The sequence below is a fragment of the Marivirga salinae genome, from assembly GCF_030503855.1.
In the GTDB taxonomy this organism is placed as follows: domain Bacteria; phylum Bacteroidota; class Bacteroidia; order Cytophagales; family Cyclobacteriaceae; genus Marivirga; species Marivirga salinarum.
On record NZ_CP129971.1, the window covers coordinates 2,044,370 to 2,060,281 of the forward strand.

The 15,912-nt window shown below is 34.9% G+C and carries 9 protein-coding genes; 7 read left to right on the forward strand and 2 right to left on the reverse strand.

The features are described 5' to 3' along the window. Positions 1-21: 21 nt before the first annotated feature. Together QYS49_RS08690 and QYS49_RS08695 are read left to right on the forward strand one after the other, a co-directional pair. Positions 22-888: a substrate-binding periplasmic protein gene (locus tag QYS49_RS08690; RefSeq protein ID WP_308351402.1), complete on the forward strand. Its 867-nt coding sequence runs from the start codon at positions 22-24 to the stop codon at positions 886-888. Between the two features lie 15 nt (positions 889-903). After that, positions 904-1,413 (forward strand): hypothetical protein, encoded by a 510-nt coding sequence (locus QYS49_RS08695; RefSeq protein WP_308351403.1) that lies wholly within the window; start codon positions 904-906, stop codon positions 1,411-1,413. A 33-nt stretch (positions 1,414-1,446) separates the two neighbouring features. Here the strand turns inward: QYS49_RS08695 and QYS49_RS08700 are convergent, their stop codons facing one another. Beyond that, the gene (locus tag QYS49_RS08700) at positions 1,447-1,851 is read right to left on the reverse strand and encodes an OsmC family protein (RefSeq protein ID WP_308351404.1); all 405 of its coding nucleotides are present in this window, start codon (positions 1,849-1,851) and stop codon (positions 1,447-1,449) included. A 138-nt stretch (positions 1,852-1,989) separates the two neighbouring features. On the opposite strand from QYS49_RS08700, the gene QYS49_RS08705 reads away from it, so the two are divergent. From QYS49_RS08705 to QYS49_RS08725, 5 genes are all read left to right on the forward strand, one after another. After that, a complete protein-coding gene (locus tag QYS49_RS08705; RefSeq protein ID WP_308351405.1) occupies positions 1,990-3,978 on the forward strand; it encodes an alpha amylase C-terminal domain-containing protein in 1,989 nt (662 codons plus the stop codon). Between the two features lie 204 nt (positions 3,979-4,182). Then, positions 4,183-4,812, forward strand: a complete 630-nt coding sequence (locus tag QYS49_RS08710) for a FecR domain-containing protein (protein ID WP_308351406.1) — start codon at positions 4,183-4,185, stop codon at positions 4,810-4,812. Positions 4,813-5,112: 300 nt separating this feature from the next. Continuing rightward, positions 5,113-9,093 carry an FG-GAP-like repeat-containing protein gene (locus tag QYS49_RS08715; RefSeq protein ID WP_308351407.1) on the forward strand — a complete coding sequence of 1,327 codons (3,981 nt, stop codon included), beginning with the start codon at positions 5,113-5,115 and terminating at the stop codon, positions 9,091-9,093. Between the two features lie 147 nt (positions 9,094-9,240). Then, a complete protein-coding gene (locus QYS49_RS08720) occupies positions 9,241-10,359 on the forward strand; it encodes a carboxypeptidase-like regulatory domain-containing protein (RefSeq protein WP_308351408.1) in 1,119 nt (372 codons plus the stop codon). A gap of 345 nt (positions 10,360-10,704) precedes the next feature. Further along, the gene (locus QYS49_RS08725) at positions 10,705-13,164 is read left to right on the forward strand and encodes a DUF5916 domain-containing protein (protein ID WP_308351409.1); all 2,460 of its coding nucleotides are present in this window, start codon (positions 10,705-10,707) and stop codon (positions 13,162-13,164) included. Positions 13,165-13,268: 104 nt separating this feature from the next. Here QYS49_RS08725 and QYS49_RS08730 read toward each other — a convergent pair whose 3' ends face one another. After that, entirely contained in the window at positions 13,269-15,704 is a 2,436-nt protein-coding gene (locus QYS49_RS08730) for an ABC transporter permease (RefSeq protein ID WP_308351410.1), read from the reverse strand. Between the last annotated feature and the right edge of the window lie 208 nt (positions 15,705-15,912).

Consider the following 15,912-nt stretch of genomic DNA (forward strand, 5'->3'; position numbering starts at 1 on the left):
TAATACCCTAAACTGAAAATTATGAAACAATTTAAAATTGTATTTTTTACGGCTACTTTCTTTTTTTTAAGTAGTGCTGTATTATCTCAAAATTTAACAGGAGATAACTATGCAACTGCAAAAGCAGCTGGCAATGGAACGGTTACTTTCACTTATGTGGAAACTCCAGGATTTGTGTATAAAGATCAAAGTGGAAAATTGACAGGAGTTTGTGTTGATATCATGAATGATTTTTTACAATATGTTAGACAAAATCATGGTATTAATTTGAATGCTCGTTTTTTAGGAAATGGTAGTAGTTTTAGCGCCATGTATAATGGAGTTAAAAACAGTCAAAATGGTGTTTTCGGTTTGGGAAACATTACTGTGACAGAAGCTAGGAAAAGCGAAATTTTATTTAGTCCGCCCTTTATCACCAACTTTGCTATTTTAGTTACGCATAGTAGTGTTCCATCTTTGGAATCCATGGATGAAATACCACAAAAATTTAAGGGTTTTACAGCTTACACGGCAAAAGGAACTCTAAATGAAAAACGTATTAATAATCTAAAATCTAATTATTATCCTGAGCTGAAAATAAGCTATGTGAATTCAAGTCCTGATGTTTTGGATAAGATATTATCTGACAAGAAGTCAATGTCTTATTTGGATTTGGCTTTTTATTTATCAGCCGTAAAGGAACGAAAACCATTGAAAAGACATAAAGTAGGAGATGAGGGTTCTGAAGAGTTTGCTTTTGTAATGCCAAAATCAAGTGATTGGCAACCAATTATTGAAGAGTTTTTTAATGCAAACGGAGGATATAAAAATACTACAGAGTACAAAAAAATTCTAGTTGATCACTTAGGCTTATCAGCAGTAAAATTATTGGATTCTGCATCAGAGTAAAAGCTGAATTAATTTATGGACCAAAAAACAGATTTTAAGTATTGGGAATCATTTTTTCAATCATTACAAATGACCTATTATGGTTTATTAGCAGCACCATTGTTTCTCTTTGCTGTGGTATTTTTAAGGGCTGAAAATGGCAATGCAAAATTACTAGGTATTCCTGCAGATATAGAGGATATCGTGGTAGGTATAGTTGTGATTTTAGCTATTATTGAAATTTTATTCCTTCATCTTTTAGCGAATAGGCAATATAAATTGGCTGCACAAGAAGAGGAATTAATATCTAAAATGCGTAAATATAAAAGTGCCACTTTAGTGAAATATATAGGTTTAGCCATTTATCAAATCATTACTGTTGCTGTATTTGCAATGACTTATCATAGTGGATTGATGGGGCTATTTACAGGTCTATTGCTTTACAGTTCTTTTTTTAGGCCAGAAATTCAAAATGCAAGAAGGGATTTGAAGCTGAGTAAAGAAGAATATCAAAAAATAGATTATAAAACAGGTTTAGTAACCTAAAAACAAAAGGCTTTCTAAGAAAGCCTTTTGTTTTTATATCTCTTTAATCACCACTTCATATGTTGCTTTAACATTTAGAGTACCAGAAACAGAGCAATATTTACCCGCTGCCAATTCAACCAATTTCATAAATTCATCTTCCTTTAAATTGTCTGATGTAGCGGTAAAAATCATATGGATACTTTCATATGCCCTCGGGTGTTCTTCTCTTCTTTTTCCTACGGTCTCAACTTGAAGGTCCATTAGATTTTTCCTTCTTTTCTTAATCATTTCCACTAAATCTACCGATGCGCACGAAGCTAAGGCAGCCAAGAGACTTTCCATTGGAGAAAAATAGTCCTTGCTTTTGGCGTCATACATATCAATATTTAAGATATTGCCTGACTCATTTTTGCTCTCATATTCCTTAGGAGCCAGCATATTTGTGATTACTCTCATTTCTTTATAATTAAAATTTTCAGGAAATCGCAAAGCTACAATCTTATAAATAAATTAGTAAGCTTATAACTTATATTTTCAATCGCTGTAAGATTCCATTATCTTTTCCTAATTTTAGAAAAGCCTAAATTAGCATAAATGTTAAAAATAATTCAAGACGATCCTTGGTTAGCTCCGTACGAACCCGATATTCAAAGCCGGTTCGATTATTTTAAATCAGAATTGGATAGAATTCAATTTCAATATGGAGATTTATTAAAATATGCTTCTCGACATCAGGAGCTGGGTTTTCAAAAGACAAAAGCTGGGGTTTCTTATAAAGAATGGGCACCCGGGGCTCAAGCTCTATCTTTAGTGGGTGATTTTAATAATTGGGATGAAAATGCTCACCCGATGCAGAAAGATGAAAATGGAATTTGGGAAGTTGAAATTAAAAAGGATGAGGGTTTAGCACATCTTTCACCTATTAAAGTGAGAGTTACTTCGGCCAATGGAAAGCATGACAGAATTCCTGCTTACATAAAATATGCTACACAAAACGAAGAGGATTATGATTTTACGGGAAGAGTTTGGGATCCTGAAAAAGCATTCAAGTGGACAGATACTAAATTTAAGTTAGCGGAAATTAAAAATCCTGTAATTTATGAATGCCATCCAGGTATGGCGCAGGAAAAAGAAGGAGTGGGCACTTTCAAGGAATTCGAAGAGAATATATTACCAAGAATAAAGGACTTAGGATATAATTGCATTCAATTGATGGCGGTGGCAGAACATCCTTATTATGGATCTTTTGGTTATCATGTGGCTAACTTTTATGCGCCTTCTTCTCGCTTTGGTACACCCGAGGAATTGAAATCTTTAGTCAATGCTGCTCATAAAATGGGGATTGCTGTGATTATGGATGTGGTCCATTCCCACGCAGTCAAGAATTTTTCAGAGGGCTTAAATGATTTTGATGGAAGCGGAAATCAATATTTTCATGAAGGCGGGAGAGGGTATCATACTGGCTGGGATTCCAAATTATTTAATTATGGAAAAGAGGAAGTATCTCGTTTTCTCTTGTCGAATTTACATTATTGGCTGGAAGAATTCCATTTTGATGGTTTTCGTTTTGATGGTGTAACTTCTATGCTCTATCATCATCATGGGGAAGGAGTGAGTTTTGATCATTATGATAAATATTTTAAAGAAGGAGTGGACTGGGATGCTGTTAGATATTTACAATTAGCCAATACATTAATCCATGAAATTAAATCCAATGCCATCACCATAGCAGAAGATATGAGCGGAATGCCTGGTACTTGTCAAGCAATTGAAGAAGGTGGCTTAGGCTTTGATTACCGTTTGGGAATGGGTATACCCGATAACTGGATTAAATGGCTCAAGCATAAGCAAGATGAAGAATGGGGCATGCAGGAAATCTGGAATGTGTTGGGTAATAGAAGATATGGAGAGAAAACCGTTGCTTATGCAGAATCTCATGATCAGGCTATGGTAGGAGATAAAACACTTGCTTTTTGGCTGATGGATAAAGAAATGTATTGGCATATGAAGAAGGGCGATGATAATTTAATTATCGACCGAGGAATAGCCTTACATAAAATGATTCGCTTGGTGACTGCCTCAGCTGGTGGGGAAGCCTATTTGAATTTCATTGGGAATGAGTTTGGTCATCCTGAATGGATGGATTTTCCCAGAGAAGGCAATAATTGGAGTTATAAATATGCCCGAAGACAATGGTCATTGGTTGACAATAAAGAATTGAAATATCATTATCTCAATGATTTTGAGGAGGCAATGCTAGACGTATTGAAATCAGAGAATGTATTGCAAGCAGCTCCGGCTAATTTGCTCAATGTAGATGAAACCAATAAAGTACTGATTTTTGAAAGAGCAAATTTGATTTTTGTCTTTAATTTTCATCCTAATAATTCTGTTCCAGACTATGAGTTTTGGGTGCCAAAAGCTGGCAAGTTCAAATACCTTTTAAACAGTGATGACGCAAAATTCGGAGGTCATGAAAGGATCGATCAATCTACTATTCATGAAAGCTTTAAAAAGGAGGGTGGAGATTTTATTAAAATTTACTGTGTGAATAGGGCGGCTTTGGTTTTGAAAAGAAAGTAAAAAAAATGTCTATTGCCATCCTCTAGATGGTGATGGTTACTGGTCTCTTGGTGCTTAAGCTTGCTTGCCGATGAATAGAGGTGGAGTCCCATAGACTTTAAGTCTACTTTAAAATAATTCAATAATAGAAGAACCAATAAATTAGTTATTGACCAATTTATTGTTTTCCATTAACTTCGTAGCTATGACTAAAATCATATGATAATGAAATTTAATTACCTTTTTAGTTTACTTATATTTTCAGTTTTAATTTCAGCCTGTTCTAAGGAGAGAGTAATTACTCAGGATAATTATGAAGTAGTGGATTTGCCCGATGGCAGCATAGTTTTTTTAAATCATTATTCAGAATTAGAATATATTGAAGCATTTAATCAGCGCAGAGTTGCTATTTCCGGTGAGTGCTATTTTTCAGTTGAAGCTTCCGATAAATCATTCACAGTAACAGGTGAATTAGGAGAAGTTGAGGTGTTAGGTACTGAATTTAGTGTAAAATCAGATATTGAGGATATGAAAGTTGAAGTTGAATCGGGAAGTGTCCAATTTACTGTTGAAGATCATTCTGAAAAATTATCCAAAGGGGAAATGGCTTCTTATCAAAAAGGAGATAATTCCATTAAGACTGGAAAAGCTTCCAATGGTTTTAAGAAATGGATGGCTAAATTAAGAATTGAGTTCAAGCGATTGGATAAAAAATTGAATGATGAAGCAAAAGGCATAGAAGAAGAACTCAATGAAAAAGCCAAGGAAATTGAAAAAGAAGCTAATAAAATTGGAAAGGAACTGGAAGATGTGGGAGATCAAATTGGCAAGAGTATTAAGAAAATTACAGATTGAGATTAATTAATAAGCCTCTACTATAATTAAATGTCTTTAAAGAAATCGTTCAGGTTTTTTAGGTATTGTGAATTAAGTTGAGCACTTACATTTATTTTCACCTTTAGACCAAATATTTACAATTGTATTTTGGTCATGTCCCTACCTTGCAGTATTTTAGCTTTTTAATAAAGGTTGAATACTATTGACAAAAGTTAAAATTTTTCATTTAAACATAACCAAATTTGGTGTAATAGCATCTAATTTAAATCTCTTCATTTTTCACCTGAGGATCTTATGAATCTCTTTTTACTAAAAACTATGGACAAATTATTACGATTATTTAAATTACTAAGCATTGTCACAGCATTTATCTTTGGTATGAGTCTTGAGATAAGTGCACAAAATATTACCATTTCAAACTTCACTCCTAAAAGTGGAGCAGTAGGCACAACGGTAACCATATCAGGCACTAACTTTAATACCACTGCTGTTAATAACATAGTGATATTCGGAGCTACAAGAGCAACAGTCACAGCGGCCACAGCTACTGAACTTACGGTTACCGTTCCGACTGGGGCAACTTATGCACCTGTAACAGTGCTTAATACTGAGACTGATTTAATAGCTTCTACCAATAGTAACTTTACGCCCACCTTCTCGCCCAACAAAAGCAGTATTACTGCTACCGATTTTGAAACTAAAGTGGATTTTGCGACTGGAGCTGATCCTTTCTCGGTTGCAATAGGTGATTTGGATGGGGACGGCAAAGCAGACTTAGTATTAGCAAATTTTACTAGCAATACTGTCTCTGTTTTACGGAATATAGGCAGCCCTGGTGTTGTGGACTATGCTGAAAAAGTGGATTTTAATACTAATACAAATCCTATATCAGTTGCCATTGGTGATTTGGATGGAGATGGCAAGGCGGATTTAGCAGTAGCGAATTACAGTAGCACTAATGTTTCTGTTTTGCGCAATACGAGTACTATTGGTACCATAAATTTTGAACCTAAAGTGGATTTTGCTACAGGTGCAAATCCTCACTTAATAGCCATAGACGATTTCGATGGAGATGGTAAGGCAGATATAGCAGTTGCGAATCGTAACTCTACTTTTAAAGTTTCTGTTTTACGCAATACGAGCATTCCCGGTAATATAAGTTATGAGACAAAAATAGATTTTCTATCAGGTGGTGTTCCTTATTCAATTGCCACGGGCGATTTGGATGGGGATGGGAAGTCAGACCTTGCAGTAGCGAATTATAATAGCAATAGGGTTTCTGTTTTACGTAATGAGAGCAGCTCTGGAACCATAAACTTTGCGCCTAAAGATGATTTTTTTACTGGTGGAAATCCTCATTCTGTTGCCATAGGTGATTTGGATGGAGATGGGAAAGCTGACTTAGCAACAGCGAATTATGGCGATGCTACCGTTTCTGTTTTACATAATAGGAGTACCACTGGTGACATAGACTTTGCATTTAGAGAGGATTTCCCTACTGGCCCACTTCCAATTTCAGTTGCGATAGGAGACCTGAATGGGGATGGGAAAGCTGACTTAGCAACAGCGAATTATGGTAGTGGTGAGAGGACAGTTTCTGTTTTACGAAATATAGGTGCCCCAGAAGATGCCATAAATTACGCCACCAAAGTTGATTTTACGACCTATACAGGTCCTGTCTTAGTCGCGATAGGCGATCTGGATGGGGATGGAAAGGCTGACTTAGCAGTAGCGAATCGTTTTAGTGATTTTGTATCTGTTATCAGAAACAATCCTGATTTTATTCCTTTTGTAACTGCTTATTCACCTGCAGATGACGAAACAGGCCTAGTGGAGGTCAATACAGACCTAATCCTTACCTTCAACGAAGATATTCAGAAAGGAACAGGTAACATTCTGATCAAGGAAGATGGAGTAATCACGCAGACTATTCCGGTAACGGATGCTAGTGTCACGGTTTCAGGAAATACGGTGACCATTAACCCTGAAGATTTTACAATAGGTGCTACAGTCAACATAGAAATGGATGCTGGTGTATTTAAAGATCTGACTGATAATAACTATTCAGGAATCACTGGTCCTACTACTTGGAATTTTGTTGCAGGCTTGCTTAGTCAAATGATCAGTTTTGATGCATTGGGTGATCAAACTTATGGTGATGCTAATTTTGATTTAACCGCCACAGCCAGCTCAGGTCTACCTGTGAATTATACCAGTTCAGACCAAAGTGTGGCAACCATTAATGGGAGTGAGGTAACCATTACGGGAGCAGGAACTACTACAATAACGGCAAGTCAAGAAGGTAATTCGGATTATAAATCAGCTCCATCAGTAGAGCAAACATTTACTGTAAATAAATCTTCTCAAACTATTACGTTTGATGCATTGCCTACTAAAAATTATGATGTTGCAGCTTTTAATTTAACTGCAACGGCCAGCTCAGGTTTATCTGTGAATTATACCAGTTCAGACCAAAGTGTGGCAACCATTAACGGAAGTGAGGTAACAATAATCGGAACAGGAACTACTACAATAACGGCAAGTCAAGAAGGTAATTCGGATTATAAATCAGCTCCATCAGTAGAGCAAACATTTACTGTAAATAAATCTTCTCAAACTATTACGTTTGATGCATTACCTACTAAAAATTATGGTGATGCAGCTTTTAATTTAACTGCAACGGCCAGCTCAGATTTGCTTGTGGAATATACTAGCTCAAACTTAAACGTGGCAACCATTAACGGAAGTGAGGTAACAATAATCGGAACAGGAACTACCACTATAACGGCAAGCCACCCAGGTAATGCAAATTATAAGGCAGCTTCTTCAGTAGGTCAATCATTGACTGTAAACAAAGGTTCTCAAACAATTACATTTGAAAGCTTAGAAAACAGAACTTATGGAGATGAGGCTTTTGATTTAACCGCTACATCGAGTTCAGCTTTAGAACTAACTTTTAGCAGTTCAGATGAAACTGTTGCTACCATTGAGGGAAAAACGGTAACCATAATCGGAGCAGGGACTGCAACCATCACTGCAACTCAGGCAGGAAATCAAAACTATGAACAGGCTACAGCTGTAGAGCAAATTTTAACAGTAAATAAAGCGGCACAAAGTATCACATTTGAAAGCTTAGAAGCCAAAACCTATGGAGATGCGAATTTTGATTTAACAGCTACAGCTAGTTCAGGCTTAGAACTGACTTACAGCAGTTCAGATGAAACTGTAGCAACCATTGATGGCAATACGGTAAGTATTGTTGGAGGAGGAACGGCAAGCATTACTGCCAATCAATCAGGTAATTCAAACTATGAGGCAGCTTCAGCAACCGAACAAATTCTAACGGTAAATAAAGCAGCTCAAAGCATCAGTATTACGGCCATTGAAGATAAATTGGTTGATGCAGCACCCTTTGAGGTTGTAGCGATTGTGAATAGCGGTTTGGATTTAACCTACAGTTTGACAGGCCCCGCTACTATTAGCGGAAATACTATTACTCTTGATGGATCAGAGGGAACTGTTGAAGTAACGGTTAGTCAGTCAGGCAATACGAACTACAATTCTACTTCGGCTAGCATTAGTTTTGAAGTAACAGACCCTTGCATTGACTTTGGTGCAGAGGCAATAAATATCACGAATGTACTATGTAATGGAGAGGCGAATGGAAGCTTTGAAATTTTAGCCACTGGAACAGAACCCTTCCTTTATACAATGGATGGAACTGATCAAGAGAGTGAAATATTCAGTAACTTAACTGCAGGAGACTATGATGTGATCGTAACGGATGGGAATAACTGTACCCAAACAGTTACTGTTACAGTAAAAGAACCTGCAATGCTTACAATCAGCGGAGAAGTAGCGAATAGTAATAGTACAGATGGTAATGGTAGTATTTCATTAACTGCCAATGGAGGAACAGGAAATCTAAGTTATGAGTGGAGCAATGGTGCTACTTCAGCTAATATTAGTGAATTAACTATTGGAGAATATACTGTAACAGTGACCGATGAGAATGGTTGCAGCTTAACAGAAAAATTTACAATAAGTGGGGTTACTGCCAATGGAGAAAAGCTGAATAGTCAAGTTAGCATATATCCAAATCCGACTAGTCAATCTATAAAAATACTGCATGCAGAGGCAGTAGAGATTATAACATTGTATAATGCACAAGGTAAATTGATCCTAACACAGAAAGCAAAAGGCACCGAAAGTAATCTGCAATTGACACAATTACCAATAGGACTTTACTTTATTCAATTGGACAATAGTGCAGAAATGCATAGAATAGTTAAAAAGTAGATAGTATTGAGTAGTGAGATAATTTATCTTCTCACTACTCAATTTTATGTTTTTATATGGGATGAGGAAATTTCCATATTTTTGTTGTTTTCCTCACAATAAACCTCAAAAATAATAATGAAATGTTCAATTTCGATTATTGTATACTTGATAACATCATTTCTAGCGTTTTCCCAAAAGCATCATACCATAAAAGGCCAGTTACTTCAGCATAGTGATTCATCACCAGTATTTAATGCGCATATTTATTTTGATAAAACAGCTATTGGTACCACCACCAATGAAGATGGATTATTTGCATTTCACTTTCTGGAAAATGAAAAACAGTCTAACATTCATATTTCTTGTATCGGATATAAAATTGATAGTATACCCATAAGCGAATTCCAGAATAAGCCTTTAACAATATTTATTGAGGAGGATAAATTATTCTTATCAGAAGTAGTGGTTAGCCCTAGTGACCCAAATGATATCCTAGAAAAAGCGATTGAAAACTTAGGACAAAATTATCCTAAGGAAAAAATCAGTAAAACGATATATTACAAAGAATCAGTTAAGCAAAATGGGAAACCCATTAGGTTGCTGGAAGTAGTGGCAACCATTGTTTCAGATGGCTTCAGTGATTCTCGTCAAAACCCTAAGAAGTATGAACTTTTTATTGATCAAAAACGACCAGATTTTAATTACGATTCAACTTTTGAGGGAGGAAATGGAATAGGAGTTTTGCATGGGCTTCTCTGGACAGAAGCATACTTGAATAAAAGAAAACTTAGAAAATACAATGTTTCATTTGATGGTAAATCCTTTTTTAGAAATCATGAAGTATATAAAATCAGCATTAGCAAACCTAATAGTCTGGGGACTACCTCAATGTACATTACGGTGGATGAATTTGCTATTGTTGCAATAAGTCAATCCTTTGTAAATCCTAGCAGGAAAAAACCGGATTCGAAACAGCAATTTCAGTTTTTAGCCTTTGATTTATACGTGGATTTTATACAAATGAAGGATGGATATTGGTATATTCATACTATTGATGACATCAGGGAAAGCATTTCTCAAGATGGCGCTATCACCAAAATCATAAGGTCCATTCGTACCACTTCTGTAGGTGAAATTCAGGATTTAAATAAAAAGAACAGGATTAAGATGAATACTGATTTATATAAATATCCGACCGAATACGACCCTGAGTTTTGGAATCATTACAATGCACCACTTGAAACACAAGAGGAGTTAAAAGCAAAGCAAGAATTTTCTGAATAGGAAATCAATTTCTTTCCCATTTCGATCAGTATTTCAAAATATAAAGAATAGAACATTTTAAGCCCTCTACTATGTCCAAATTCGTTCATTTTTGTTCAAAAATGAACAGCATTTGTACAATAAAAGTACCTCTATTGCCTTTTAATGAAGATGTTTTGAATGGTTTAATTATTGAACAAAAATAAAAAGTAATATTTGCAACTTTTTAAAGATAGTAGACATCTTTAAATAAATCTACTTTCTCAAAGTAAATAGAAATAGCACTCTGATACTTCTTTTTATGCTGTAAAATGTAGAAATGCAATAGTTAATTATTGTCTGTAAAATTGATATTAAATATTCACCATGCTGAAGTGTTATCTAGTCACATTATTTCTGTTTTTGAGTTTTAGTAGTTTTGCACTAGAAACAGATAGTATTTCTCGAAAAAGCATAGAAATTCCTAGAATCTCAGAAGCCCCTAAAATTGATGGTGTTCTTGACGATATTGCCTGGCAAAATGCCCCCATCGCAACAGATTTTGTCGAAAGAAATCCTAATAATGGAAGACCTATTCCAGATAGTCTATCCACTGAAGTGAAAGTAATTTATGATGATTTGGGGGTTTATTTTGGAGCCAAAATGAAAGATCCTGAACCAGATAAAATTTCAAAAGAGCTAACGGAAAGAGATAATATAGCAGCGGATGATTTCTTTTTCATTTTATTAAACGGATATAACGATCGCCAACAAAGTATGCAATTTATTGTAACTGCAGCTGGAGTTCAATATGATGCTAAAATGACCAATGGAAGGGAGGATAATTCCTGGGATGCAGTTTGGTATAGTGAGGTAAAAATCAATGATGATGGATGGGTGGCAGAAATTTTTATTCCTTATTTTATTTTAAGATTTCCGAAGAAGCAAGTGCAAGAATGGGGGCTCAATATGGAAAGAGAAGTTTTTAGGACACGAACTCGCTATAGTTGGAATCATGTAGATAATCAAAAAGGAGCTTATTCTTTATATGACGGAGAGATTCATGGAATCGAAAATATAAAAACTCCAACTAGATTATCTTTTCAACCTTATATTTCAGCTTACGCCAATAATTATGATGGCAATACTAATTTTAATTTTAATGGTGGATTGGATTTAAAATATGGTATATCAGATGCTTTTACGCTTGATATGGTACTGATTCCTGATTTTGGCCAAGCGCGATTTGATAATAATGTTCTTAATTTGTCAGCATTTGAAGTCCAATTTGCAGAACAGCGTGCCTTTTTTAATGAAGGAACAGAATTATTTTCCAAAGGTGATATGTTTTATTCCAGAAGAATAGGAGGCAGACCTTCTTCGAGTCCTACCATAAATGAAGGGGAAGAAATAGCTTTTCAACCCAATGCAGTAGAATTAATAAATGCAACTAAGGTGTCAGGCAGAACAGAGAGTGGATTAGGGATTGGGTTTTTCAATGCCGTTACCAATGAAGCCTTTGCTCAAATAAGAAATGTAGAGACTGGGGAGATTAGAACTGAAATGGTAGAACCTTATACCAATTACAATGTAACGGTGTTAGATCAGAGGTTTGGAGATAATAGCTCTTTTTCCTTTGTTAATACCAATGTAAGCAGACTGGGGAATTATAGAGATGCCAATGCAACCGGATTGTATGTTAGCCATACCAATAAAGCCAATACATGGAATTACAGTGCTAGTACTGAAGGGAGTTGGAGATTTTTGAAAGAGGAGACGATTTTTGGAACTGAAGTTCAAGCAGGTATATCCAAAATAAGTGGCGAACATAGGTTGGAAGGAAGATTGGATTTAAGAACGCTGGATTATAATATTAATGACTTAGGGTTCTCTACTAACACCAATTATGTTAGATATATGGGGTATTATGGGTATCGATATTTACAACCCAAAGGAAACTTGAACAATATGTTTCTTAATTTTAATCTCAATCATTTTAGAAGATTAGATCCTGATTTATTTAGCAATTTCACATTTAATTTTAACTCCAGCTTTACCACCAAAGACTTTTTTAGTTATGGGGGTGGTGTGGAAGTGACTCCTTTTGGGACCAACGATATTTATGAGCCAAGAGTGAATGGAAGACATGTGCAATTCCCTGGCTATCATGATCAGTGGATTTGGATGAATACTGATTTCAGAAAGAAATTGGCTTTCGAAGGCTTCATCGATTGGTATAAATTCTTTGAAGAGGGCAGGAGTAATATATTCCTGAGTTTGAATCCACGCTATAGGTTTTCCAATAAATTTAATTTAAGATATGGTCTGCTTTATAACCCTTCCTATAAGGAACAAGGCTTTGTGGATACAGATGGGGATGATATCATTTTTGGTCAGCGAGATAGATTAACAATTGAAAACTCTATTGGAGGGGATTATATTTTCAATAATAAAATATCACTAAACCTTACTTTCAGGCATTATTATTCAGGAGCTATGTATTCAAAACTTTACAGTCTAGAACAAAATGGTGAATTAACAGAAGAACCAGAAAGGGAAAATATTTATGATGTTACTTTTAATACCTGGAACCTAGATTTGAAATTTGCATGGTGGTTTGCACCAGGTAGCCAGATTACTATTTTATATAGAAATGCTTTAGATAGCTACCTGCAGCAAGGTGGTCAGGCTTTTGATGAGAATTTCGATTACTTATTTAATCAGCCGCAGCTAAATAGTTTTTCTGTTAGGTTGAGCTATTTCTTGGATTACAATCGAATCCGAAATGCATTCTCCAATAGAAACATGAATAGGGCTAAGCCTGGTAAAATGACTGCTGGTTTGTAAACCATATATCCTAAAATCACAAAAAAAAAGTAAGCAAGAATCATTCTTGCTTACTTTTTGATACAGTTTATTGATCACTCCTATAAAATATTGTCCTCCCTCATTTATTCTATCTTCAAAGATTCCGTAGGGTTTATTTTTGCGGTTTTATAAAGATTGAAAACCACCGTTAAGAAAGAAATGACAATTAATATTAGTGTTGGTATTATAAATAAATCAACGCTTAAGTTCATTTTGAAAGCAAAATTGGTAAGCCATTCTCTAGAAATATAAAAAACAATGGGTACAGAAATTAAACTTGCCATTAGCAACAGTGTTAAGTACTCTTTTGAAAGGATTAGAATCAATGTGCTTACCCTTGCACCAAGGATTTTTCTTATGCCCATTTCTTTGGTTCTTTGAACAGTGGAGAATGATACAAAGGCGAATAAACCCATACATGCTATAAATATGGCGATCAATGAGAAAATCATAAAGATTTTACCGAATTGCAATTCAGCTCGATATTGGTAATTGAATTCATCATCTAAGAAAAAATATTCAAACGGATTTCCTGCGAATTTTTCGTTATAAGCAGAGCGAATCTGTGATAATGATTCTTCTATATTAGAAGTGTTTATCTTGAAAGAAAAATATCTTCTTACTCCATCAGATGCTACAAAAAGGATAGGCATATGGTCTTCTTTTAAAGATTGCCAATGAAAATCCTTAAGTACGCCTGCAACTAATACAGTATCATCACCCACAACTATTTGTTCATTGAGGGCTTCTTCAGGAGACCCCAATTCATAAGTCTGCAATGCTTGCTGATTTAAGATTACATAGGTATAATCAGAGACAGTTTTGCGATCAAAAGGTTCACCCGCAAGGAATTCAAGCTCATAAGTATCAAAAAATTTATAATCTACAAAAGAAATTCCTCCAGGTTCATTTTGACTTGGATCTTTGCCTAATTTCCTCATTCCTACTACAGCACTATGCCCTTTTCCAGGTATGTTTCCAGAACTTGTAACCGACTGTATGCTTGAATATTTTGAAGTTTCTGTTTTAAATGTAGATAAATTGGATGCAATCGTTTCCCTATTTTCAATCAATTCCGGTCCTCTAACAACCAGTATTTGCTCCATATCAACACCCAAATCTTGAGATTTCATAAAGGTGATTTGGTTATAAATAATGAAAGTCCCAGACAGTAAAATGGAAGAGATCAGAAATTGGAAGATTACTAAGCCTTTACGCAAGTTAAATCTGAAACCTGATATTTTGAATTCTGATTTCTGAATGTTTATTGCTTGAAAAGAAGACATTACAAAGGCAGGATAAAATCCAGATATTAAAGCGCTAATAATTGTAAAAAGTACCAATCCAATCCAAAATTCATAATGACTGAAAAGTAAAAAAGTAAATTCACTATCCAGTATATTATTTAATTCAGAGAGTATGAGGTCAGCAATGAATATAGCGAGTATCACTGCGATAAAATTTATTATTAGGGCCTCCATTATAAATTGATTGCGTAATTGTGTTTTTAATGCACCTAATGCTTTTCTTATTCCAACCTCTTTCGTTCTTTTTATAGAATTTGCTATAGATAAGTTAATGAAATTTAGCCATGCAATGATCAGGATGAAGATTGCAATGATGCCTAATGCTTTTAAATTTCGGATACTTCCATTGTTTGAAATATCATATTCAAGATGGCTAGAGTATAAGTGAATGTCAGTAAGTTGCTGAAGGTTTAATTCCCATTTCACATTGTAGTGATCAAGTGATTTTCCAAAATTATCGTAAACAAGCTGGTCAAGCTTATTTTCGATATTCCCAATTTTGCTATTTTCACCAATCTTGAAATAGGTGTAAAAATTACATCTTCCCCAAGCCCCGCTTTTATATTCTCCGCTTTCCAAAAGCGAGCGCATGGGTAATAGAAAATCAAATTTAAGATGACTGTTACCTTTTGAAGTATTTAATACGCCAGTTACTACATAATCTTCTTTAGTCCATCCTTCAACCTTAAGAATTTTACCAATTGGATCAATTTCTTTTCCGAAATATTTAGCCGCCATTTCATCAGAAATGACAATATTATGTTTATCATTCAATACATTTGAAGGGTCTCCATGTTTTAAAGGGAAATTAAAAACATCAAAGAAAGTGCTATCTACATAAAGCATGTCTTGCTCTTCCTCTAAAAAAGGAACGTTTTTATCAGGATTAGTCACCACTGCACCAAAATATTGAGGATGTATCCTGCAGTATTTTTCAATCTCAGGAATAACTTCTTCAGCTTTGACACCCATTGCATAAGAGGTTTTTGCTTGCCTGCTTTTTATCACATCATTTTCAGATATATCCAAAGTCAAACGATAGAGGTTTTCCGAATCTTTATGAAATTTGTCATAACTTAATTCATAGTGGATATACTGTAAAATTGCAAGACATACTCCAATGCCAATAGCTAATCCTGCAATATTGATTATTGAGGATGATTTGTATTTTTTAAGGTTTCGAAGTGCTATCGTAAGATTAAATTTTAGCATTGGTTATAGGTTTAAGGTTATGAATAATTTATTTTTCGTTTAATAAAATTGGCTTCTAATAAAATTAAGATACTTTTTTGTAAAAATTTATTCCTCTCAAGTCCTCACAGCCTTTGGCAGTATCTTTTGTTTTCTTCCATTTTTATTCCCGTAAATGCGGGACAGGTTGTGGTTAAGTTTCCAGCTTTAGCTGGTTTTTCTCAACTTG

What these genes read in the sequence shown, in the direction of transcription:
- QYS49_RS08700 (WP_308351404.1), bottom strand. Translation starts at nt 1,851, where the DNA reads ATGAGAGTAATCACAAATATGCTGGCTCCTAAGGAATATGAGAGCAAA.
- QYS49_RS08705 (WP_308351405.1), top strand. Translation starts at nt 1,990, where the DNA reads ATGTTAAAAATAATTCAAGACGATCCTTGGTTAGCTCCGTACGAACCC.
- QYS49_RS08730 (WP_308351410.1), bottom strand. Translation starts at nt 15,704, where the DNA reads ATGCTAAAATTTAATCTTACGATAGCACTTCGAAACCTTAAAAAATAC.
- QYS49_RS08725 (WP_308351409.1), top strand. Translation starts at nt 10,705, where the DNA reads ATGCTGAAGTGTTATCTAGTCACATTATTTCTGTTTTTGAGTTTTAGT.
- QYS49_RS08690 (WP_308351402.1), top strand. Translation starts at nt 22, where the DNA reads ATGAAACAATTTAAAATTGTATTTTTTACGGCTACTTTCTTTTTTTTA.
- QYS49_RS08710 (WP_308351406.1), top strand. Translation starts at nt 4,183, where the DNA reads ATGAAATTTAATTACCTTTTTAGTTTACTTATATTTTCAGTTTTAATT.
- QYS49_RS08695 (WP_308351403.1), top strand. Translation starts at nt 904, where the DNA reads ATGGACCAAAAAACAGATTTTAAGTATTGGGAATCATTTTTTCAATCA.
- QYS49_RS08715 (WP_308351407.1), top strand. Translation starts at nt 5,113, where the DNA reads ATGGACAAATTATTACGATTATTTAAATTACTAAGCATTGTCACAGCA.